This window comes from Salipiger sp. PrR003 (genome assembly GCF_010500785.1).
Taxonomy (GTDB): domain Bacteria; phylum Pseudomonadota; class Alphaproteobacteria; order Rhodobacterales; family Rhodobacteraceae; genus Salipiger; species Salipiger pacificus_A.
In genome coordinates this window covers 1-22,050 of the sequence record NZ_JAAGOV010000029.1, presented here as the reverse complement: position 1 = coordinate 22,050, position 22,050 = coordinate 1, and the positions used below count along the sequence as shown (strand labels likewise).

Sequence of the window (22,050 nt, the reverse complement as noted above, 5' to 3'; positions counted from 1 at the left end):
GACGCAGCGAAAGGGGGAGCTTCGCCCTTCCTCCCGGACAGCGTCGCAGTCGCAGCACAAACTGAGCAGCTGAGGCAAAAGCGCGGTTTGTCCGCTTTGGCAGCTTCTCCGTCCATCTCGAGATTACGGTCGGATCGCCAAGTGCGCACATACAAAGCTGGCGCGTGTTGCAATGTCGGCGCGCGGCAGCTCCGTGGTTTTGTATCCGAGCGCGGTGTACGTCTCCCGCATGACGGCGCAGGTCGCTTCGGCCTCGGCGCGGGTCTGCGTGCGTTCGGTATCCTGCGTGAAGATCTCGTCCCAGTAGGGCGCAAGGAAGACGCGGGCGTTGTAGCGGGCTGCCTTGGCTGCTGCGGTGACGTGGGTCGGCACGGGGAGGCCGCAGAGGGTCAGGTAGCCTAGGGTGTCGGAAAAGCCGCGGTCGAAGATCACCGGGCCTGAGAGCGCCTGTGCGGCGCTGTAGGCGCGGAGGTCCTGCTCCAGCATCCGTTCGGCATAGGCCATGCGGTCCGCCCAAGGGAGGGCGTCCCCGCCGCTCTGCATCTCCTCGCGGATGATCGCGCGGCCGGATTCTGGGATCGTGTGGAAGCCGCGACGGGCAAGCTCGGTGATCAGGCTGGTCTTGCCCGCACCTGGGCCGCCCGTCACGACGAAGAAACGGTCGCTCATGGGCCATCCTCGGTTGTGAAGGGGGAAGGGCTGCGACGGGATCAACACGCCCGAAGGCGCGGATCAAAGCAGCATGAATCTTCGCAGGGAAAACATCACCTGTCTGCGCGGCAGAGGCAAATCCTCTGACGAAAAAGGCAGACCTATCTGGTGCTTTTAAGTGGAGGATTGGTGGAGCCTAGGGGGATCGAACCCCTGACCTCTTGCATGCCATGCAAGCGCTCTCCCAGCTGAGCTAAGGCCCCAATCGCGGTGCTCTTTGCCTTGTCCGTCGTGCTCTTCAGAGCGTTTCGGCTTCGGTCCGGAGCGGTGTCCGCCGCGCCGTCTCCGGCGCTGTGCGGCGTGATCTATGGGATGCTGCGGGCGGGTTCAAGCGAAAAAATGACCGCCCGCAGAAAAAACTTCAAAGCTTACTCGTCGTCATCGCCGGGAACGTCGGTGATCTCGTCGAGCGAGACGTTGTCATCCTCGTCATCGTCGAGAACATCATCGTCATCGAGTTCGACCTCGACATCATCTTCCAGCAGATCGACGTCTTCCGACTCCTCTTTCTGGGCACGGCGCGGGGCGCCATCCGGCTGGTCCGCCGACAGCATGGTGCGCTTGCCGGTATCGAGAGTCAGCACCTCGCCGGTGTACGGCGAGACGATCGGATCCTTGTTCAGGTCGTAGAAACGCTTCCCGGTGGTCGGGCAGATGCGCTTCGTGCCCCATTCTTCTTTGGGCATGGGTGGTCCCCTTCAGCTGGCTTGTACGGTCGACAATCTGAAGCCTCTGCCATAACACAAGGGGAGTGTCAAAACTTTTGGCCCAAGCAGTCCAGAGGCGCAGAAAATGGGGCAGATCACCCTTCCGGGCAACCCGCCGATCTCGGTCACCCTGCGACGCTCCGCGCAGGCGCGGCGGCTGTCGCTGCGACTCTCGCAGCTCGACGGTCGGGTGACGCTGACGCTGCCGCGGCGCCTGCCCGAGGCCGAGGCCATCGGCTTCCTGCGCGAGAAGGAGGGCTGGCTGCGCGGCCACCTCGAAAGCCGGGGTGCCGACGTGGCAGTGGGCCTTGGCGCGCGGCTGCCCTTCGAGGGGCGGGCGCATGAGATCCGTCCGGGGCAGGGGCGCAGCGTGAGACGCGTTGACGGCGCGCTCGAGGTGCCCGGCGCGGCACAGCAGGTGCCCGCGCGGCTCGTGGGCTGGCTGCGGGCCGAGGCGCGCGACCGGCTGGCCGCGGCCTCCGACCGCCACGCCGCCGCGCTCGGGCTGCCCTACAGCCGGCTGACGCTGCGCGACACGCGCTCGCGCTGGGGATCGTGCACCGCCGAGGGCGGGCTGATGTATTCCTGGCGGCTGGTCATGGCGCCGCCCGAGGTGCTCGACTACGTCGCGGCGCATGAGGTGGCGCATCTGGCGCAGATGAACCACTCGCCGGCGTTCTGGGCGGTGGTCGAGCGGCTCTACGGCGACTGGCGCCCGGCGCGCCGCTGGCTGCAGGTCGAGGGCGCTTCGCTGCATCGCTATCGTTTCGGCGATTGACGCCGCCCGCGCCGCGTCGGAGATTGCGCGGATCATGATCCAGCCCCAGCCCCGCACCTCCGATATCGTCCTTTCCGCCCATGAACGCGTCTACCGCGGGCTGCGCCAGCGCATCATGCTGGGGCAGATCGCGCCGGGCGAGTCGCTGACATTGCGCGGCATCGGTCGCGAGTTCGATGTCTCGATGACCCCCGCGCGCGAGGCGATCAACCGGCTGGTCGCCGAGGGGGCGCTGTCCATGTCCTCTTCGGGCCGGGTCTCGACGCCGGAGCTGTCCAACGAGCGGATCGAGGAGCTGGCGGCGCTGCGCGCGCTGATCGAGGTCGAGCTGGCCTCGCGCGCTCTGCCGCGGGCCCACATGGCGCTGATCGACCGGCTGCAGACGATCAACGGCACCATCTCCGAGATGATCCAGGCGCGCGACGCGGTGGGCTACATCCGCACCAATCTCGAGTTTCACCGCACGCTCTACCTGCGGGCGCAGGCGCCGGCGATGCTGGCGATGACCGAGACCGTCTGGCTGCAGCTCGGGCCGACCATGCGCAAGCTCTACGGCCGGTTGCGCCGCACCGAGGCGCCGCAGTATCACCGGCTGATGATCGCCGCGCTCAAGGCCGGCGACGAGCCGGGGCTGCGGCTGGCGGTGCGCTCTGACGTCACCCAGGGGCTGCGGATGCTCGCCACCTGACACAGGCTGCCGGGGAACCCTGGCGGGGGGAGGGGCATTGAGGGGATATCCCTCAGCCAGCCCCGGAGCCCGCCATGACCCTCGCCGACTCTCTTTCGCTCAAGCCCGACTCGCGCCGCGCCCGCCGGCTGGAGGATGTGAACCCCGAGGATTTTGCCTGGTCGATTCCGATCATGCGCGCCGGCTACGCCGGGCGCGGGCTGGTTTACCTCGTGGTGGCGGGTGTCTCGCTCTGGTCGATGCTGCGGGGTGGGCAGGCAGAGGGCACCTCGGAGGCCATGCAGAGCCTGCAGGGAGGCTGGGGCACGGCGGTGATCGTGCTCATCGCGCTCGGCATGTTCGCCTATGCGCTCTGGCGGCTGGTCGACTGCATCTGGGATCTCGAGGCCTACGGCCGCGATGCCAAGGGGCTCGTCGCCCGCGCCGGCATGCTGGTGACCGGGGCGGCGCATCTCGGCATCGGGGGGCTGGCGCTGACGCTGCTCATCGGCCGGAGCGGCGGCAGCAGCGGACGGCAGATGCTGGATACGGTGCTGCAGAACCCGGGCGGTCAGCTCGCCGTGGGCGTGGCCGGGCTGCTGACCATCGGGGCAGGGGTGTACTACCTGCACAAGGCGATGACCGAGGAATATCGCAACCACCTGCGCGCCAACAGCGTCACCACCCATATGAACGGCGCCCTGAAGGCAGGGCTGGCCGCGCAGGGCGTGGTGATCGGCATCATCGGCATGCTGATTTGCTACGCGGCGCTGCAGGCCAACGCCTCCGAGGCCGGCGGGCTGGGATCGGCCTTCGACTGGCTGCAGGGGCAGGTTTATGGCCGGGTGCTCGTGGGGCTGCTCTGCCTCGGCCTGCTGGGCTTCTCGCTGTTCTGCTTCGTCAATGCGGGCTACCGGATCATTCCCAAGGCGGCGGACCGCGGGATCGAGTCGCTGGGCGCGCGGCTGCGCGCGGCTGCGGAGAATGCGACGGGATAAGGGCGGGCACGCCTGCGACGTCGGGGCCGCTGCGAGGCGGCCCCACGGGGCGTCATCCATCGCGTGAAGAAGTCGGGAAAAACATTCCCGGATGGGCATTTGACAGGGCAGGAGAGCGCATCTCATGAGGGCGGCCCCTCATGACCATCCGTGGTTTTTCGGAAAAGGGTCTTGTTGAATCCCTGAAGTATGTGTCAGGAATAGGGACTTCGAAATTGTTGAGAAATAATTAAGGCGGAAATTCAGCAGGTTTGACCGTGGTTCAGCGGCGTTTATTCCGAAAGAGGCTGCGGTAGCAAATAATTGTCAGCTGACAATCATGCAAAGCTGGAAGCCTCTTTATTGCCGTATTGTCCTCGGTTCGAGTCGCGGTGCGGCGCATTCTGAAACTCAGTTCGGGGCTCTATCTATGCAGAATTACAGGGATTTCCGCGATTCCTGTGCCTGCGTAGGAAAACGTCCTGTGCCTGCGTAGGAAAACAGCGCGGTTCGGAATCGGCGGCTTGTGCCGTCCGCCCAAGGCGGCAGCGGTTCGCACAGCCTCTCGCAAGCCGGATTTGCGCCGTCGCTGCACGCGAAATTCCACCGCGATGCCAATTCGATGCGCGGCGGGCTTCATCCATCGCCGTCAAAGCAAAATGCCCCGCCCTGCGGAAGAGAAGCAGGCCGGGGCATTTCAAATCGGTTGTCGCTTGGCCCGCCCGTTGCCGGGCGCGGCCTGGGATCAGGCCGCGAGGCCCTTGGAGCCCATCGACAGGAACTTCTGCCGGCGCGCCTTGATCAGCTCCGCCGGTTTCATGCCGTCCATCTCCTCGAGCAGGGCGGCAATATTGTTGCCGACCGCCGCGATGGCATCCGCAGGCGCCCGGTGGGCGCCACCGAGCGGCTCGGGGATCACCTTGTCGGCGACGCCCAGCTTCAGCAGGTCCTGCGCCGTGAGGCGCAGCGCCTCGGCGGCTTCGCGCATCTTTTCGGCGTCCTTCCAAAGGATCGAGGCGCAGCCCTCGGGCGAGATCACCGAATAGACCGAATGCTCGAGCATCGCCACGCGGTTGGCGGTGGCAAAGGCCACGGCGCCGCCGGAGCCGCCCTCGCCGATGATCACGGTCACCAGCGGCACGCCGATCTGCAGGCATTTCTCGGTCGAGCGGGCGATCGCCTCGGACTGGCCGCGCTCTTCCGCGCCCTTGCCCGGGTAGGCGCCGGGGGTGTCAACGAGGGTGATCACCGGCAGGCCGAACTTGTCGGCCATCTCCATCAGGCGGATCGCCTTGCGGTAGCCCTCGGGGCGGGCCATGCCGAAGTTGCGCTCGATGCGCGATTGGGTGTCATTGCCCTTTTCATGGCCGATCACGACCACGGGTTTGTCGTTGAACCGGGCAAGCCCGCCCATCACCGCGTGGTCGTCGGCAAAGCCGCGGTCGCCGGCGAGCGGCGTGTACTCGGTGAACAGGGCGTCGATGTAGTCTTTGCAATGGGGACGGTCAGGATGCCGCGCCACCTGGCACTTCCGCCAGGGGGTCAGCTTCTTGTAAAGATCCTTGAGCAGATCGTCGGCCTTGCGATCGAGCGCGGCCGCCTCGTCCTCCACATGCATCTCTTCGTTCTTCCGCGCCATGGCGCGCAGTTCTTCCGCCTTGCCTTCGATCTCGGCGAGGGGTTTTTCAAAGTCGAGATAATGCGTCATGCTCGGGCACTCTTGTTGGTCGCGGCCTATATGGCCTCGAAGGCGCGCGGATGCAACAAAGCAAGCTCGATTGCCACATCTGCGGGCCCTTGGCGGCGGGTGCGGCTCAGCCCAGAAGCACCGGCAGCATCGAGGCAATCAGCAACGCGGCCATGCTCCAGTTGAAGAGCCGCAAGCGCGCGGGGCTCTTCAGCACCCGGCGCAGGCTGCCGCCGAGCACCGTCCAGGTGGTGGTCGAGATCGCGCCCATGGCGACATAGGTGCCCGCCACCAAGAGCACGGCGGGCAGGTCGCGGCTGACCGCGTAGAGGGTGATCGCCCCCAGCGCCATCGACCAGGCCTTGGGGTTCACCCATTGAAAGGCCGCGGCCTGCAAAAAGCCCATCGGCCGCGCCCCCGCCTGCGCCTCGCCCGGAGCGGCGGCATGGGCGATCTTCCACGCCAGCCAGAGCATGTAGAGCACCGACAGCACGGTAAGGGCGCTGCGCACGAGCGGAAAGGCCTCGAAGACCTGCATAGCGCCGAGCCCCACCAGCAGCACCATCGCCGGGAACCCGAGCGCCACGCCGAGCATGTGCGGCACTGTCCGCGCGAGGCCGAAGTTGGCGCCCGAGGCGAGCAGCATGAGATTGTTCGGCCCCGGCGAGATCACCGTGACGAAGGCGAAGCCCGCCAGCGCGAAGAGAAGGTCCTGTGTCATGGCGCAAGACTTACCCGTTTGAGATGGAGAAAGATTGCAATCAACGGCGTATTGCGGCTTTTATCGCAATTTATGAGCGACCTTGATTACATAGACGACCGGATATTGCGTGTCCTTGCGCGCGACGGGCGGATCAGCAACCTCGCGCTGGCCGAGCGGGTGGGGCTTTCGGCCTCGGCCTGTCTGCGGCGGGTGGCGGCCCTGGAGAAGTCGGGGGTGATCCGCGGCTACCGCGCCGTGCTCAGCCCCGAGAAGACCGGCATCGGCTTTGTCGCCTATGTCACCGTCGGGCTCGGGGTGCACACCAAGGAATCGCAGCTTGCCTTCGAGCGGGTGATCACCCGCGCCCCCGAAGTGAAGGAATGCCACAATATTACCGGGAACGTGGAATATCTTCTGCGCATCGAGGTGACCGATCTGGCCGCCTACAAGGAGTTCCACACGGAGGTGCTCGGCACCTTGCCGCAGGTAAGCGCCATAACCTCCTATGTGGTGATGGGATCGCCAAAGGACGACAGAGCCTGAGCGCGCCCGAATCGGACGGCACCGGTTCCCTTCGGGGCGCCGGACGAAAACGGAAAAGTTTGACCGGATCATGACCGAGGCGCAGGCGGGCGAATTCGACTACATCATCGTCGGGGCAGGGGCGGCGGGCAGCGTTCTGGCCGAACGGCTGTCGGCGGACCCCGACACACGTGTGCTCCTGCTCGAGGAGGGCAAGGGTGCCGGCGGGCATTGGGCGAGCAGCGTGCCGGGGGCCTCGGGCTGGCTGCTGCGCGATCCCTCGCGGGTCTACCGCTACCATGTCGAGCCCGGGGCGCGGGGGCCTGCCGAACGCTGGCTGCGCGGGCGGATGCCGGGTGGCACCAGCGCGGTCGGGGCGATGCTCTGGCTGCGCGGCGGCGCGGCGGATTGGGCGCGGATGGCGCAGATCACCGGCAGCGAGGATTGGGACTGGCCCGAAATGTCGGACACCCTGCGCCGGCTCGAGCACCATGCCTTTGGCGGCAGCGAGCTGCGCGGCCGCGGCGGTCCGGTGTCCCTGCGGCTGGCCGAGCCGCTGCGGCCCCTGATGCAGGCGGTGATGCAGGCCGGGGCGGAGTCGGGTTGGCGCCAGCGCAAGGACCCGAACGAGGCCGACCCCGATGGGCTTGGCCCCGCCGCCTGGACCCTCGACGACAAGGGCCGCCGGGTCACAGCCTGGACCGCCTTCCTGCGCGGTGCCAAGGACCGGCCAAACCTCAGGATCGAGACCGGGGTGCGGGTTGACCGGGTGCTCATCGACGAGGGCCGCGCCTATGGCATCGAGGGGCGCCGCGGCAGCGCCCAGCTGCTGTTCCGCAGCCGCGGCGAGGTGATCCTCTGCGCCGGCGCGGTGATCACGCCGAAGATCCTCATGCTCTCGGGCATTGGCGACGGCATGGCGCTGCGCCGCGCGGGGATCGAGACGAGGCACCACAGCCCCAACATCGGCCGCGGCCTGCGCGATCAGGTGATGCTGGCGACCAACTGGCGGCTGCGCCACTGGCGCGACAGCGACAACCGCGCCTACAGCGGCGGGCGGCTCTGGATCAACGCGCTGCGCTACCTGCTGTCCGGCAGCGGGGTGATGAGCCAGGGCGGGGCCGAACTGGTGGGCTTCCTGAGCTCGCAGAAGACCGCCGAGCCGCCTGACATCATGATCACCGCTGCAAGCCATTCGCACGAGGTGGTCCCGGGCATTGGCGGGCTCGAGACCGAGCCGGGCATGCGGCTCACCGGCCACGCGCTGCGGCCCGAGAGCTCGGGCTACGTCTTTGCCGCCGGACCCGATCCCGACATGGCACCGCGCATCGAGGCCAACCACCTCGCCACCGAGCGCGACCGCACCCGCGCCATCGCCGTTCTGCGCCGGCTGCGCGAACTGGCCCGGCGCCCGGCGCTGTCGGAGTTCGTCGAGGGGGAGACGGTGATCTCGGCATGGGCCAAAAGCGACGATGACATCCTCGATCTCTATCGCCGCTACGGCCGTTCGGCGGGCCACGCGGTGGGCAGCTGCGCCATGGGGCCAGACGACCTCGACCCGCTCGACACACGGCTGCGGCTGCGCGGCATCGACCGGCTTCGGGTCTGCGACGCCTCGATCTTCCCCGAGGTGCCGGCGGGCGGCACGCTCGCCCCGGTGATGGCGGCGGCGCTGCGCGCGGCGGAGTTCATCCTCTCCGACGCCGCCGAGCGCGACGGCGACATCGCGGCGGAGGCAGAGCTCGAGGCCGCCGCGGAGACCGGCGATGAGATCGCCGAGGTCGCCGCGGAGGATGTGGCTGCGCAGGCGGAGGCGCCGCCCATCGCCGAGACGCCCGCCGCCCCTGTGCAGGCCCCGGACGACGGGACCGCTCCCCCCGCCGAGCCCGAGCCGCGGCCGTCGCTGCCCGCCGCCTGATCCGCGGCGCTTTCTTTCGGGCAGAGATACCCCTGCGAGGCCGCGCGCGGCGCGGACGCGGCCAGAGCGCCCAGGACCCCTGCCACAAAGAGAAACGGCCGCCCCGGCAGGGACGGCCGTTCGACACTGCGCGGGCGCAGCCGGGGTCAGATCTGCCGCACGGCGCCCTTGGCGGCCGAGGTGGTCAGCGCGGCATAGGCCTTCAGCGCCTTGGAGATCTTGCGCTTGCGCTTCTCCTCGGGCTGCCAGCCCTTCTCCTCGCGCGCGGCGCGGCGCTCGGCGATCACCGCGTCGTCGACGGCGAGGTTGATCTTGCGGTTGGGGATGTCGATCTCGATGAGATCGCCCTCTTCCACGAGGCCGATGGTGCCGCCCTCTGCGGCTTCCGGCGAGACGTGGCCGATCGACAGGCCCGAGGAGCCGCCCGAGAAACGTCCGTCGGTGACCAGCGCGCAGTCCTTCCCGAGGCCCTTCGATTTGAGGTAGGAGGTCGGGTAGAGCATTTCCTGCATGCCCGGACCGCCGCGCGGGCCTTCGTAGCGGATCAGCACCACGTCGCCCTTGTGCACCTTGCCGGTGAGGATCGCGCTGACCGCGGTGTCCTGCGATTCAAAGATGCGCGCCGGGCCGGTGAAGGTCAGGATCGACTCGTCGACGCCCGCGGTCTTCACGATGCAGCCGTCCTCGGCGAGGTTGCCGTAGAGCACCGCCAGCCCGCCATCCTTGGAGAAGGCGTGCTCGGCCTCGCGGATCACGCCCGCCTGACGGTCGAGATCGAGCGTGTCGTAGCGCATCGACTGCGAGAATGCGGTGGTCGAGCGCACCCCGCCCGGGGCGGCGCGGAAGAAGTCGTGCACCGACTCCGAGTTGGTCCGGGTCACGTCCCAGCGGTCAAGCGCATGGGCCATGGTCTCGGCGTGGACGGTGTGCACCGAGCTGTCGAGCAGCCCGGCGCGGTCGAGCTGGCCGAGGATCGACATGATGCCCCCCGCGCGGTGCACGTCTTCCATGTGCACGTCGTCCTTGGCGGGCGCGACCTTGCACAGCACCGGCACGTTGCGCGACAGCCGGTCGATGTCGGACATGTCGAAGGGCACCTCGCCCTCGTTCGCGGCGGCGAGCAGGTGCAGCACGGTGTTGGTCGAGCCGCCCATGGCGATGTCGAGCGTCATGGCGTTCTCGAAGGCCTTCACCGTGGCGATCGAGCGCGGCAGCACGGTGGCATCGTCCTGTTCATAGTAGCGCTTGGCGAGATCGACGATCAGGTGGCCGGCCTCAACGAACAGGCGCTGGCGGTCCGAGTGGGTGGCCAGCGTCGAGCCGTTGCCCGGCAGCGACAGACCAAGCGCCTCGGTCAGGCAGTTCATCGAGTTGGCGGTGAACATGCCCGAGCACGAGCCGCAGGTCGGGCAGGCGGCTTCCTCGATCGCCTGAACCTGCGCGTCGGTGTACTTGTCATCGGCGGCGGCGACCATGGCGTCGACCAGATCGAGCGCCTTCTCGGTGCCTTCCCACTCGACCTTGCCCGCTTCCATCGGGCCGCCCGAGACGAAGACAACGGGGATGTTGAGCCGCATGGCGGCCATCAGCATGCCGGGGGTGATCTTGTCGCAGTTGGAGATGCAGACCATGGCATCGGCGCAATGGGCGTTGACCATGTATTCCACCGAGTCGGCGATGATCTCGCGCGAGGGCAGCGAGTAGAGCATGCCGTCGTGGCCCATGGCGATGCCGTCGTCCACCGCGATGGTGTTGAACTCCTTGGCGACGCCGCCGGCCTTTTCGACCTCGCGGGCGACCATCTGGCCCAGATCCTTCAGGTGCACGTGGCCGGGCACGAACTGGGTGAAGCTGTTCACGATGGCAATGATCGGCTTGTTCCAGTCGCCATCCGTCATGCCCGTGGCGCGCCACAGGCCGCGGGCGCCGGCCATGTTGCGGCCGTGTGTGGTGGTGCGGGAGCGATAGGCAGGCATTGGGCATCCCCTCGGAGTTTGGATTACCGGGGGTGTTTAGCGCCCATGCGGGCCAGCGGCAAGGGTCCGGGGATGCCGCGGCGCGGCATCACGCAAGAAGGTTGCGTAATCTGACGTTCGCGCTTCGCTAAAGTTCCCCCTGGTCGGGTGAGGAATGTAATTTCTCGCGTCGCGTTTGGCGTCTGAGTGTGCTCGCCCGGCGCGCCTTGCCGGGGCTTACCCGGCGATGCGCTTGCCCCGGCTCTTCGGGCGCGGCGGCTTCGGCGCGACCTTGGTCTCGATGTGCTCGATGATCAGCCCCGAGATGTCCTTGCCCGAGACCTTCTCGATGCCCTCGAGGCCCGGCGAGCTGTTCACCTCGAGCACCTTCGGCCCGTCGGCGCCGCGCAGCAGGTCGACCCCCGCCACGTCGAGCTTCATCGCCCGTGCGGCCTTGATCGCCACCTCGCGCTCGGTTTTCGAGATCCGCACCGGCTCGGCGGTGCCGCCCTGATGCAGGTTCGAGCGGAAGTCGTCTGGTTTGCCGCGGCGGCGCATCGTGGCGACCACCTTGCCGCCGACCACGAGGCAGCGGATGTCCTCGCCCGCGGCTTCCTTGACGAAGCTCTGCACGAGGAAGTCGGCCTTGAGCCCCTGGAAGGCCGAGATCACGCTCTCGGCGGCCTTGGGGGTTTCCGCCAGCACCACGCCCTTGCCCTGGCTGCTTTCCAGCAGCTTCAGCACCAGCGGCGCGCCGCCCACCAAGTCGATCAGGTTGCCCGAATCCTTGGGGCTGCGGGCGAAGGCGGTGGTCGGCATGCCGATGCGGTGGCGTGCCAGCACCTGATGCGCGTGCAGCTTGTCGCGCGAGACGGTGATGCCCTCGGAGCCGGCAAGGCAATAGGTGCCCATGCTCTCGAACTGGCGCACCACGGCGGTGCCGTAGCTGGTGATCGAGGCGCCGATGCGCGGGATCACCGCGTCGTAATGGGGCAGGCGGCGCCCATCGTAATGCACCTCGCCGCCGACGGCGCGGATGTTCATGTAGCAGCGCGAGGTGTCGATCACCTCCATGGTGTGGCCGCGGTGCTCGGCGGCCTCGATCAGCTTGCGGGTCGAGTAGTTGTGCGACTCGCGGGTCAGCACCGCGAGGCGCAGCGCGCGGCGGTGCTGCTTGCCGCGTGCGATGCCGCGGTAGGCGTCGAAATCGAGCTCGGGCTGCTGCAGGCGCTGGCTGGGAGAGACTACCATGTCATCTTGCAGCGCACTGCGGCCCAGCAGCATGCGGTAGGCCATGCTGCCGCGGTCGGTGAGTGTGATCTCGATCGGCCAGCGGCGATCGCCCATGACGACCTCGGTCTCGATCACGAAGCGCAGCTCGGTCTCGCCGTTCGAGGAGGTCACCTCGCGCCGATCCCTGAGCGGGGCCGAGCAGATCACTTCGAGCCCCGGCTCGGCGGGATCGGGGTGGATCGCGAAACGGACCATCGGCTTGTCGGAGGAGCCGAATTGCTCGATGGCAAAGGCGTGCAGCGCCGAGGTCCGCGCGCCGGTGTCCACCTTGGCGCGGATCGCGGGCAGGCCAAGGCCGGGCAGGGCAAGCCATTCTTCCCATCCAAGCGTGAACTGCGTCATGTCTACCTCCTTCGCGGGCCGGGGTCGGATTGACGGCCTCTATCCGCGCAATGTGACAGGCGCAATACGGCACGCGGCGCTCCCAGAGGGGAACGCTCATATCGACAGGGCGTGACGTAGGGGTGCTTTGGCGCAGGGCAACTCGGGCGATGGACCCGGGGGGTGCAGTGACCCCGCGAGAGGCTGTCCCCGCGGGGACAGCGCGCTTGCCCCTTAGGCGCTTGCGATCATCTCGGACTGGCGCACGATCACCTCGGCCTGCTTGATCGAGGCGATGTCGACCAGCCGGCCTTTGTAGACCGTGGCGCCTTCGCCCTTGGCCTTGGCGGTTTCCATGGCGGCGAGGATCTCGCGGGCCTCGGTCACCGCGCCCTCGGAGGGGGTGAAGACCTCGTTGGCCAGCGCCACCTGCTTGGGGTGGATCGCCCATTTGCCGACCATGCCCAGCGTCGCCGAGCGCAGCGCCTGCGCGCGGAAGCCTTCGTCGTCGGAGAAGTCGCCGAAGGGGCCGTCGACCGGCAGCACGCCATGGGTGCGGCAGGCGGCGACGATGGCGGCCTGCGCCCAATGCCACGGATCTGACCAGTGCTTCGCGCCCTCGTGCAGCATGTAATAGGTCTCCTGCGTGCCGCCGATGCCGGTGGTCGCCATGCCCATCGAGGCAGCGAAATCCGCCGCGCCGAGGCTCATCGCCTCGAGCCGGGGCGAGCCGGCGGCGATCTCTTCTACATGGGCGATGCCCGCGGCGCTCTCGATGATCACCTCGAACTTAATCGGTTTGCTGCGGCCCTTGGCGCGCTCCACCGCGGTCACCAGCGCGTCGACGGCGTAGAGGTCGGCGGCGCAGCCCACTTTTGGGATCATGATCTGGTCGAGCCGCTCGCTGGCCTGCTCCAGCAGGTCGACCACGTCGCGGTACCACCAGGGGGTGTCGAGCCCGTTGATGCGCACAGAGAGGGTCTTCTTGCCCCAGTCGATGTCATGGGTCGCCTCGATGATGTTGGCGCGCGCACTATCCTTGTCGGAGGGCGCCACCGAATCCTCGAGATCGAGGTTGATCACATCCGCCGCCGAGGCGGCCATCTTCTCGAAGATCGCCGGGCGCGAGCCGGGCCCGAAAAGCTGGCAGCGGTTCGGACGGGCAGGCGCGGCGGGCTGGATGCGAAAGCTCATGGAGGCACCTCGTTGGGGTAATGAAGTTACATATTCGATATCCAGAGAGTTATTAAGTTGCGCGTCGCTGCGCAAGCGAAATTTGCCGCGCTGCGGCGCAGGCCTCCTCCGTGATGTCCGCAACGCATGCACGATTCTTCGGCGCTGGCGTCGAAATGCGTGGAATTTTGGCGTTGTTGCGCGAGGGTACGTGCAATTCGAGACGGATTTGCGTGCCATGCAGGGCAGACTGAGCGCCGACACCACCGAGCGGGCGGCCTCCCAGGAAACGCCCTGCCGGATAACGTACACGAACACAGGGAATACAAGAATGATCGAGACGCCGTACCTCCTCTTCCTCGGTGACGCTCCCGACGGCCTGGCCGCCAAGGTGGCCCAGGGCATCAAGGACTGGCGCCCCGAGAACTGCGTCGGCCAGTTCCGCCTCGACGGCTGCAAGGCCGACCTCGGGCTGCAGGACATGACGCTTGCCGAAGCCAAGGCCGCCGGTGCCAAGACGCTGGTGATCGGCGTCGCCAACCGTGGCGGCAAGATCTCGCAGACCTGGAAGAAGGTCCTGGTCGAGGCGCTGGAAGAGGGCTTCGACCTCGCGTCGGGCCTGCACAACCTGCTGCGCAATGAGGAAGACCTCAAGGCTGTCGCCAAGGCCACCGGCCGGACGCTGCACGACGTGCGCATCCCTTCCGTCGAATACCCGATCGCCAATGGCGAGAAGCGCACCGGCAAGCGCCTGCTGGCCGTCGGCACCGACTGTTCGGTCGGCAAGATGTACACCGCGCTCGCGATGGACGCCTGCATGCGCGAGAAGGGCATGAAGTCGACCTTCCGCGCCACCGGCCAGACCGGCATCCTGATCACCGGCGACGGCGTGCCGCTCGACGCGGTCATCGCCGACTTCATGGCCGGCTCGATCGAATACCTCACCCCCGACAATGATCCCGACCACTGGGACATCATCGAGGGCCAGGGCTCGCTGTTCCACGTCTCCTATTCGGGCGTGACCCTCGCGCTGGTGCATGGCGGCCAGCCGGACGCGCTGGTGCTCTGCCACGAGCCGACCCGCAGCCACATGCGCGGCCTGCCGGGCTACAAGCTGCCGACGCTGGAAGCGGTGCGCGACACCGCGCTGCAGCTTGCCAAGGTCGGCAACCCCGATTGCAAGGTGATCGGCGTGTCGATCAACACCCAGCACATGGGCGACGCGGAAGCCAAGGCCTATTGCGCCGAGGTCGAGGAAAGCCTGGGGCTGCCCTGCGTCGACCCCTACCGCCACGGTGCGGATCGCCTGGTCGAGGCGCTGGCCGCGGTCTGAGACCTCTGGCACAGTGACCACATCATCCCCGGCGGCGGCGCGTCCGGCGCCGGGGAGTTCGTATTTATGGAACAATGAAAGGGGCAGGGTTTGAGCATCGAGGTCACCCGCGACACCTTCAAGCTGGCGCGGGTTTTCACCATCTCGCGCGGCAGCCGCACCGAGGCACATGTGATCACCGTCAAGATCACCCGCGGCGGTTTCACCGGCTATGGCGAATGCGTGCCTTACGCGCGCTACGACGAGACGCTCGACAGCGTCGAGGCGCAGATCAAATCGCTGCCGCAGGACGTCACCCGCGCTGCACTGCAGGATCTGCTGCCCTCGGGTGCCGCGCGCAATGCCGTGGACTGCGCGCTCTGGGATCTCGAGGCCAAGACCGCGGGCAAGCGCGTCTGGGAGCTCTTGGACCTGCCCGCGCCGCAGCCCGAGGTGACCGCCTACACGCTCTCGCTCGCCGCGCCCGAGGAGATGCAGGCGCAGGCGGCCAAGAACGCCTTCCGACCGCTGCTGAAGGTCAAGCTGGGCACCCCCGAGGACCTGCCGCGCCTTGAAGCGGTGCGTGCCGGGGCGCCCGAGAGCACCATCATCGTAGACGCCAACGAGGGCTGGACCCCCGAGGTCTACGCCGAGCTGGCGCCGCACCTGCAGCGCCTTGGCGTTGCCATGGTCGAGCAGCCGCTGCCGGCGGGCGAAGATGACGCGCTGCTGGGCATGGACCGCCCGGTGCCGATCTGCGCCGACGAGAGCTGCCACGACCGCGCCTCGCTGCCGAAGCTCAAGGGCAAGTACGACATCGTCAACATCAAGCTCGACAAGACCGGCGGGCTGACCGAGGCGCTGGAGCTGCTCGAGGCCGCCAAGGCCGAGGGCTACGGCATCTTCGTCGGCTGCATGGTGGGCTCGTCCCTGGCCATGGCCCCGGCGGTGATCGTCGCGCAGGGCGCGCAATATGTCGACCTTGATGCGCCGCTGCTGCTCGGAGAGGACCGCGCGCACGCGATGCTCTACGACGAGGCGGGCGTGCATGCCCCCGAGGCGGCGCTCTGGGGCTGACCGACCCCGACCCGGTATGACCGACTTGAGGGGCGGCCCGCCCGTGCGGGCTTGACCCCGGGTCCGCTTTGGCGGAACTGACCCACAGCGAATTATGGAGAGAGCTGCAATGCGCACCGTTTACGTCAATGGCGAGTACCTGCCCGAGAGCGAGGCCAAGGTGTCGATCTTCGACCGGGCCTTCCTGATGGCCGACGGGGTTTACGAGGTGACCTCGGTTCTTGGTGGCAAGCTGGTCGATTTCGATGGCCACGCCAAGCGTCTCGCCCGCTCGCTGAACGAGCTGGACATGAAGGCGCCCTGCACCGAGGAAGAACTCCTGGCGATCCACCGCGAGCTGGTGGCGCGTAACGAGATCACCGACGGTCTGGTGTACCTGCAGGTGACCCGCGGCTCCGCCGGTGACCGCGACTTCGCCTTCCCCGACCCCGAGACCACCGAGCCGACGCTGGTGCTCTTCACGCAGAACAAGCCCGGCCTCGCCGACAGCCCGGCTGCCAAGACCGGCATCAAGGTGATCTCGCTCGAGGACATCCGCTGGGGTCGCCGCGACATCAAGACCGTGCAGCTGCTTTACCCGTCGATGGCCAAGATGGCCGCCAAGAAGGCCGGCTGCGACGATGCGTGGTTCGTCGAGGACGGCAAGGTGACCGAGGGCTCGTCGAACAACGCCTATATCGTCAAGGGCGGCAAGATCATCACCCGCGAGCTGTCGCATGACATCCTGCACGGCATCACCCGCGCCGCGGTGCTGCGCTTTGCCAAGGAAGCGCAGATGGTCGTCGAGGAGCGCAGCTTCACCGTCGAGGAAGCCCAGCAGGCGGACGAGGCCTTCGTCACCTCGGCCTCGAGCTTCGTGATGCCGGTGGTCGAGCTCGACGGTGCAAAGATCGGCGCAGGCACCCCGGGCCCGGTCGCCGCGCGGCTGCGCGAGATCTACCTCGAAGAAAGCATGAAGGTGGCCGTCTGAGGCCTTGCCGCGTGATCTGAAGAAGGGCGCCGCTCCGAATGGGGCGGCGCCTTTTGCATCTTCGGGGTGCCCGTTGCGGGCCTCAGGGCTTGGTCAGCCCCTGTTCAGCCTCTCGGCCGCTGCCCGCCCGGCCCAGAGCCCGGTCGCAAGGCAGCCGGTCAGCAGGTAGCCCCCGGTCGGCGCCTCCCAGTCAAGCATCTCGCCTGCCACGAAGACCCCCGGGCGATCCTTCAGCATCAGCCCCGCGTCGAGCGCCGCGAAGGGTACGCCGCCGGCCACCGAGATTGCCTCGTCGATCGGGCGCAGGCCCTCGTGCGGCACCGGCAGCGCCTTCAGCAGGGCCGCCCGCGCGGCGGGCTCCTCGGGCAGGGGGCGGGCGCATTCCATCAGCAGGGCGCGGCCCGCAGGAGAGAGGCTCACCGCCTTGCGCAGGTGATTGGACAGGCTCTGCTTGCCGCGCGGGCGGGACAGGCGCTTGGTGAGCGTGGCCAGCTCGACATCGGGGCAGAGGTCCACGGTCAGCGCGGCCCCCGAACGCAGCGCCGGGGACAGCGGGTAGAGCCCGCCGCCCTCGAGCCCGCGCGCCGAGATCACCGCCTCGCCGCGCGAGACCAGAGCGCCCGCATGGAAGGCCACGCCCTTGAGCGGCGCGCCGAACTGCGCCTTCATATGCGCCGACCAATCCACGCAGAGCCCGGCGTTGGCCGGGGCGAACGGTGTGACCGGCAGGCCCGCGCCTGCGAAGATATCGGCCCATTGCCCGTCCGAGCCGAGCCGCGCCCAGCTTGCCCCGCCAAGCGCCAGCACGGTGACGTCGGGCGTCAGCCGCAAGGCGCCCTCGGGTGTGTCCATCAGCACTGCGCCGGCGGCGGCGTCGTCCCAGCCGGTCCAGCGCCAGCGCATGTGCCGCTCGAGCCCCATGCCATCAAGCCGCGCCAGCCAGGCGCGCAGCAGCGGCGAGGCCTTCATCCCGTGCGGGAAGACCCGCCCGGTGGAGCCGGTGAAGAGCGACTGGCCGAGCCCTTCGGCCCAATGCATCACCTCCTCGGGCGGGAAGGCCGAGAGCATCGGGCGCAGGGCAGGGGCGGCCGCGCCGTATTGTGCAAGGAACTCCCCGAGCGGTTCGGCCTTGGTGAGGTTCAGCCCCGACTTGCCGGCCATCAGGAACTTGCGCCCGAGCGAGGGCTTGGCCTCGGCCAGCACCACGGCGTGCCCCGCCGAGAGCAGCGCGTCGGCGGCCATCAGCCCCGCCGGGCCGCCGCCGATCACCAGCGCGCCGCTCATGCCCCGGCCTCGGGACGGCTGCCCGCGTGCGGGCGGTGTGGGGGCGGGGATGTCCTATGTCGCATTCCTCCGTCTTGCCTCGCGGCGGCGCTGGGCGCAAGTTGCACGGATGGAGGAGAGCGATCCCATCTGTCCGCTCTGCCTGCGTCCGATCCCGCCGGAGGCCAAGCAGAGCCTGCATCACCTGATCCCGCGGCTGAAGGGCGGCAAGGGCGGGCCGGTGGTGCGGCTGCACCAGATCTGCCACAACGAGATCCACGCGACCTTTACCGAGGGCGAATTGGCGCGCGCGTTCAACACCCCCGAGGCGCTGCGCGCGCATCCGCGCATGGCGGGGTTTCTCGACTGGGTCGCCAAGCGCCCGCCGACCTTCCATGCGCGCAGCTCGGGCGGGCGGCGTAAAAAGCGCTGAGTGTCTGCCCCGGTCCTATTCCACCGGTCCTATTCCACCGGCCCTATTCCACTGGCGCGCCGAAGACGGCGATCACCAGTCCCAGCAGCGCCAGCGCCTCGAAGCTCCGCGCCCGGAGGGTTTGTCCTTCGGCCCGGGCACCCAGGGCCGCGATGCCTGCCTGCAGCGCGTAATAGAGCGCGAAGGCCCGGCTGGCGAAGGCGATGATCTCGAAGACGTCCAGCGTCCATGTCAGCGCCAGCCCCAGCCCGACCAGCAGCGCATAGGCCGAGCGCACCCGAATGCGGCGGCGGGTCAGCTCCTCGACGAGCCCGCCGGCGCCGCCGGTGTCGGCCACCGCCGCGCTGAACTGCGCCGCCAGCGCCGCACCGGTCAGCATCAGCGGCAGGATCGGCGCCACCAGTCCCATCAACCCGATGATCGCGGTTTCGCTGGCGTCGCCGGTGCCGGGCGGGAAGACATAGGCGATAAGCCCGATATAGGCCATGTAGATCAGCGCCGAGAGCCCCTGCGCCAGTTTCATCGCGCGGATGCGGGTGGGGGCAGTGTACTCGGCCCCGAGATAGCGCGTGGTCTCGAAGCCCTGCACCGTGACGATCAGCCCGAAGCCCAGCGTCAGCGCCGCCCAGCCGGTCAGCGTCGGCGGGTTGGCGAGCAGCGCCCCGGTCTCGGCCTTGTCCCAGAAATAGGCGGCGAGCCCGGCCAGGAGCCCGGCAATGATCGCGAGCTTGAGCCCTACGGCGATCTGCTCCATCCGCTCCAGCGCCGAGAAGCCGCGGGTCCAGCCGACGCCCAGCACCAGCAGGAACATGGCGGAGGTCAGAAGCTTGGCGTGGAGCGGGTCGTTCCAGGGGGTGAGACGCGTGCCGAAGGCACCGAACAGGTTGAGGTAGTAGGCCACCGAAATCACGTAGGCGAAGGCCAGCGCCCATGAGGCGCCGCTTTCCAGCCGTTCCTCGGCGGGGCTGCGTGGACCGCGCGCGCGGCGCGCGATGTTGACGCGCACCGCCGCGCCGAAGAGCCAGGCGCCGAGGCAGAGCGCCGCCATGACGGCGGGCGCCCAGATGCCGTAAGCGCTCTCGAGGATGGGGCCGAGCACGAGAAAGCCGCTGCCGATGATCGAGGCGAGCGGGGTGACGGTGGCACGCCAAAGCCGGGCACGGGACAGCCGGGGCCAGAGCAGCAGGAGTGCGGTGCAGAGCGCAGCGCCGAGGATCAGGGAGGTCAACATGCCCGCACGTTAATCCCGTACAACGCCAAAGGAAATGCGTCACGGTAGGGGGCGTTCCAGGCGCCGGCGGCAGGTTGCGGGCGCGACCTCAGCGCACTAGGCTCGCGCCGCAACCAGCAAGGAGCGGCGCATGGCCCACGAGTTTCCGGTGCATGTCTATTACGAGGACACCGACATGGCGGGGATCGTCTACCACGCCAACTATCTCAAGTACATTGAGCGCGCCCGCTCGGACTGGGTGCGCGGCCTCGGGATCGACCAGAACGCCCTGCGCGTCGCAGAGGGGCTGGTCTTCGTGGTGCGCCGGATCGAGGCGGACTATCTCGGTCCCGCGCGCTTCGAAGAGGAGCTGCTGGTGCGCACCGAGGTGAAATCGGTTTCCGGCGTGCGTCTGGGTCTGTCGCAGGAAGTGGTGCGCGACGGCAAGCCGCTGTTCCGCGCCGAGGTGACGCTGGTGGCGATCACCTCTGAGGGCCACCCGGCGCGCCTGCCCGCCGCGATCCGCCGGCAGGTGCACTGAGCGCTGCGGCGGCACTTTCTTCGAGGCGTGATTTTTCTGGGGGAGTGCGCGCGCAGGCGCGGACGGGGGCGGGGCCGCTCCCGCACAGGTGCTTTGCGCCGGCCGCGGCGGGTTGACGCCGCGAAACCTGCACCTTCCCCAGCGGAAATGGGCGACTTCCCGCGAGATTTCCCCGGTCTCGCGGCGCGGATGACGGCAATGTGTTGGAGATGCGCCTGCAAATCAGCTACACAGACCGGTAATCAGAGCCTCGGCACCAGAGGCCATTTCATAGCCCATGAGGAAGAGCAGGCTTATGGACGCAAATACCCTCGCGCTCGCGCAGGAGATCGATTTCTCCATGTGGGGGCTCTTCGCCCGCGCCACGCTGACCGTCAAACTGGTGATGCTGATGCTGATCCTGTCGTCGGTCTGGGCTTGGGCCATCATCTTTGAAAAGATCGTCGCCTATCGCAAGGCGCGCCGCGAGGCCGCGGTCTTTGACCGTGCCTTCTGGTCGGGCGAGCCGCTGGACGAGCTGTTCGACCAGATCGGCCCCGAGCCGCGCGGCCGGGCGCAGCGGGTCTTTGCCGCCGGCATGACCGAATGGCGGCGCTCGCATCGCGGCGACGGCGGTATGATCGCCAATGCCTCGGCGCGCATCGACCGCTCGATGGATGTCGCCATCCAGAAAGAGGCCGAGGATCTGCAGCGCGGTCTGCCGGTGCTGGCCACGGTCGCCTCGGCGGCGCCCTTCGTCGGGCTTTTCGGCACCGTTTGGGGGATCATGCACGCCTTCATCGAGATCGCGCAGCAGCAGGACACCTCGCTGGTCGTCGTGGCCCCCGGCATCGCCGAGGCGCTCTTCGCCACCGCGCTGGGTCTGGTCGCGGCGATTCCGGCGGTGATCTTCTACAACAAGCTCTCGGCCGACTCGGATCGCGTTATCGCGGGCTACGAGGCCTTTGCCGACGAGTTCTCGACCATCCTCTCGCGCCAGTTGGACTCCTGATCCATGGCCGGGGGCGTGATGAAAAAGGGAGGCGGCGGAGGCCGCCGTCGGCGTCGCCGCAGCGGTGGCGGCGGGGGTCAACCCATGGCCGAGATCAACGTCACGCCGATGGTGGACGTGATGCTGGTGCTGCTGATCATCTTCATGGTCGCGGCGCCGCTGCTGACCGTGGGTGTGCCGGTGGAGCTGCCGAAGACGGCAGCCTCCTCGTTGCCGAACGAGGCCGAGGAGCCGCTGACGGTGACCATCGCCGCCGATGGCATGGTGATGATCCAGACCACAGAAGTGCCGATGGACGAGCTGACGCCGCGCCTGCAGGCGATCGCCACCGAGCGCAGCGACGACCGCATCTTCCTGCGCGCCGATGGCGCGGTGCCCTATGACACCGTCGCCAAGGTCATGGGCGCGCTGAACCGCGGCGGCTTTTCGTCGATCGGTCTTGTGACCGATGCCGGTGGCCCGGCGCTAGACGGCACGGCCCCCGCGGCCGGCAACTGAGGGAGCGCCCTTGCGCAGGAACCTCTATACCTCGGGCGGTTTGCACCTTGCCGTGATCCTCTGGGCGATCTTTGGCAACGTGTTCCGCCCCGATCCGCCGCAGGTCGAGACCTCGGCGGTCACGGTGATCTCGGAGGCCGAGTTCGCCGCGCTGACCCGTGCCGCGCAGTCCCCCGAGACGGCGCAGGAGATCGACGCGCCGCCCGCGCCCGAGCCTGATGCACGGCCCGCGGCGCGCCCGGAGCCCGCCGAACCTGAGCCCGCGCCCAATCCCGAGCCGCCGGCGCCGACGCCCGAGCCGGAGCCGGAACCCGAGCCCATGCCCGAGCCGGTCGCGCCGCCC

General features: G+C 68.2%; 21 protein-coding genes, 1 tRNA gene and 1 pseudogene. 13 read left to right on the top strand and 10 right to left on the bottom strand.

Annotated elements, in window-relative coordinates:
* Nucleotides 1-123 precede the first annotated feature (123 nt).
* The 3 genes from G0D83_RS06070 to G0D83_RS06060 form a co-directional block, all read right to left on the bottom strand.
* Nucleotides 124-669, bottom strand: coding sequence for an AAA family ATPase (locus tag G0D83_RS06070; RefSeq protein ID WP_164190580.1), 546 nt, complete (start codon nt 667-669; stop codon nt 124-126).
* Nucleotides 670-838: 169 nt separating this feature from the next.
* Nucleotides 839-914, bottom strand: a tRNA-Ala gene (locus tag G0D83_RS06065).
* Between the two features lie 165 nt (nt 915-1,079).
* Nucleotides 1,080-1,397 (bottom strand): TIGR02300 family protein, encoded by a 318-nt coding sequence (locus G0D83_RS06060; protein WP_108967958.1) that lies wholly within the window; start codon nt 1,395-1,397, stop codon nt 1,080-1,082.
* A gap of 106 nt (nt 1,398-1,503) precedes the next feature.
* On the opposite strand from G0D83_RS06060, the gene G0D83_RS06055 reads away from it, so the two are divergent.
* The 3 genes from G0D83_RS06055 to G0D83_RS06045 all read left to right on the top strand — a co-directional run bounded on the left by G0D83_RS06055 (nt 1,504) and on the right by G0D83_RS06045 (nt 3,861).
* On the top strand, nt 1,504-2,196 hold the full coding sequence (locus G0D83_RS06055) for a M48 family metallopeptidase (RefSeq protein ID WP_164190578.1): 693 nt from the start codon (nt 1,504-1,506) through the stop codon (nt 2,194-2,196).
* Between the two features lie 34 nt (nt 2,197-2,230).
* Nucleotides 2,231-2,884 (top strand): GntR family transcriptional regulator, encoded by a 654-nt coding sequence (locus G0D83_RS06050; protein ID WP_092423177.1) that lies wholly within the window; start codon nt 2,231-2,233, stop codon nt 2,882-2,884.
* Between the two features lie 74 nt (nt 2,885-2,958).
* The gene (locus G0D83_RS06045; protein WP_108967954.1) at nt 2,959-3,861 is read left to right on the top strand and encodes a DUF1206 domain-containing protein; all 903 of its coding nucleotides are present in this window, start codon (nt 2,959-2,961) and stop codon (nt 3,859-3,861) included.
* A 724-nt stretch (nt 3,862-4,585) separates the two neighbouring features.
* On the opposite strand, the gene G0D83_RS06040 is transcribed toward G0D83_RS06045, so the two are convergent.
* Nucleotides 4,586-5,548: an acetyl-CoA carboxylase carboxyltransferase subunit alpha gene (locus G0D83_RS06040; protein ID WP_164190575.1), complete on the bottom strand. Its 963-nt coding sequence runs from the start codon at nt 5,546-5,548 to the stop codon at nt 4,586-4,588.
* 106 nt (nt 5,549-5,654) lie between these two features.
* Nucleotides 5,655-6,248, bottom strand: a complete 594-nt coding sequence (locus G0D83_RS06035; protein WP_108967950.1) for a LysE family translocator — start codon at nt 6,246-6,248, stop codon at nt 5,655-5,657.
* A 72-nt stretch (nt 6,249-6,320) separates the two neighbouring features.
* Here G0D83_RS06035 and G0D83_RS06030 point away from each other — a divergent pair, with 72 nt between their 5' ends.
* The gene (locus G0D83_RS06030; protein WP_164190572.1) at nt 6,321-6,773 is read left to right on the top strand and encodes an Lrp/AsnC family transcriptional regulator; all 453 of its coding nucleotides are present in this window, start codon (nt 6,321-6,323) and stop codon (nt 6,771-6,773) included.
* Between the two features lie 70 nt (nt 6,774-6,843).
* Nucleotides 6,844-8,670: a GMC family oxidoreductase gene (locus G0D83_RS06025; protein WP_164190570.1), complete on the top strand. Its 1,827-nt coding sequence runs from the start codon at nt 6,844-6,846 to the stop codon at nt 8,668-8,670.
* A gap of 146 nt (nt 8,671-8,816) precedes the next feature.
* Here G0D83_RS06025 and ilvD read toward each other — a convergent pair whose 3' ends face one another.
* From ilvD to G0D83_RS06010, 3 genes are all read right to left on the bottom strand, one after another.
* Nucleotides 8,817-10,646 carry a dihydroxy-acid dehydratase gene (ilvD, locus tag G0D83_RS06020; protein WP_164190568.1) on the bottom strand — a complete coding sequence of 610 codons (1,830 nt, stop codon included), beginning with the start codon at nt 10,644-10,646 and terminating at the stop codon, nt 8,817-8,819.
* 216 nt (nt 10,647-10,862) lie between these two features.
* Nucleotides 10,863-12,260, bottom strand: coding sequence for a 30S ribosomal protein S6--L-glutamate ligase (gene rimK / locus G0D83_RS06015; RefSeq protein ID WP_164190565.1), 1,398 nt, complete (start codon nt 12,258-12,260; stop codon nt 10,863-10,865).
* Between the two features lie 213 nt (nt 12,261-12,473).
* On the bottom strand, nt 12,474-13,433 hold the full coding sequence (locus G0D83_RS06010) for an L-malyl-CoA/beta-methylmalyl-CoA lyase (RefSeq protein ID WP_164190563.1): 960 nt from the start codon (nt 13,431-13,433) through the stop codon (nt 12,474-12,476).
* A gap of 310 nt (nt 13,434-13,743) precedes the next feature.
* Between G0D83_RS06010 and dgcN the strand changes: the two genes are divergently transcribed.
* The 3 genes from dgcN (at nt 13,744) to G0D83_RS05995 (ending at nt 16,771) form a co-directional block, all read left to right on the top strand.
* Entirely contained in the window at nt 13,744-14,745 is a 1,002-nt protein-coding gene (dgcN, locus tag G0D83_RS06005) for an N-acetyltransferase DgcN (RefSeq protein ID WP_164190560.1), read from the top strand.
* A 90-nt stretch (nt 14,746-14,835) separates the two neighbouring features.
* Nucleotides 14,836-15,801, top strand: coding sequence for an N-acetyl-D-Glu racemase DgcA (gene dgcA, locus G0D83_RS06000; protein ID WP_164190558.1), 966 nt, complete (start codon nt 14,836-14,838; stop codon nt 15,799-15,801).
* 109 nt (nt 15,802-15,910) lie between these two features.
* Nucleotides 15,911-16,771 (top strand): D-amino-acid transaminase, encoded by an 861-nt coding sequence (locus tag G0D83_RS05995; RefSeq protein ID WP_164190556.1) that lies wholly within the window; start codon nt 15,911-15,913, stop codon nt 16,769-16,771.
* A gap of 93 nt (nt 16,772-16,864) precedes the next feature.
* On the opposite strand, the gene G0D83_RS05990 is transcribed toward G0D83_RS05995, so the two are convergent.
* Complete coding sequence (locus G0D83_RS05990) at nt 16,865-18,055, bottom strand: TIGR03862 family flavoprotein (RefSeq protein ID WP_164190554.1); 1,191 nt, start codon at nt 18,053-18,055, stop codon at nt 16,865-16,867.
* Between the two features lie 109 nt (nt 18,056-18,164).
* Here G0D83_RS05990 and G0D83_RS05985 point away from each other — a divergent pair, with 109 nt between their 5' ends.
* Nucleotides 18,165-18,467 carry an HNH endonuclease gene (locus G0D83_RS05985; RefSeq protein WP_108967931.1) on the top strand — a complete coding sequence of 101 codons (303 nt, stop codon included), beginning with the start codon at nt 18,165-18,167 and terminating at the stop codon, nt 18,465-18,467.
* 43 nt (nt 18,468-18,510) lie between these two features.
* On the opposite strand, the gene G0D83_RS05980 is transcribed toward G0D83_RS05985, so the two are convergent.
* Entirely contained in the window at nt 18,511-19,698 is a 1,188-nt protein-coding gene (locus tag G0D83_RS05980; RefSeq protein ID WP_164190552.1) for an APC family permease, read from the bottom strand.
* A 130-nt stretch (nt 19,699-19,828) separates the two neighbouring features.
* On the opposite strand from G0D83_RS05980, the gene ybgC reads away from it, so the two are divergent.
* The 4 genes and pseudogenes from ybgC to G0D83_RS05960 form a co-directional block, all read left to right on the top strand.
* Entirely contained in the window at nt 19,829-20,218 is a 390-nt protein-coding gene (ybgC, locus tag G0D83_RS05975; RefSeq protein WP_164190550.1) for a tol-pal system-associated acyl-CoA thioesterase, read from the top strand.
* A gap of 295 nt (nt 20,219-20,513) precedes the next feature.
* Nucleotides 20,514-21,209, top strand: coding sequence for a protein TolQ (tolQ, locus tag G0D83_RS05970; RefSeq protein WP_108967926.1), 696 nt, complete (start codon nt 20,514-20,516; stop codon nt 21,207-21,209).
* 3 nt (nt 21,210-21,212) lie between these two features.
* A complete protein-coding gene (gene tolR, locus G0D83_RS05965; RefSeq protein WP_108967924.1) occupies nt 21,213-21,707 on the top strand; it encodes a protein TolR in 495 nt (164 codons plus the stop codon).
* A gap of 10 nt (nt 21,708-21,717) precedes the next feature.
* Nucleotides 21,718-22,050, top strand: a pseudogene (locus G0D83_RS05960) (cell envelope biogenesis protein TolA); the annotation flags it as partial.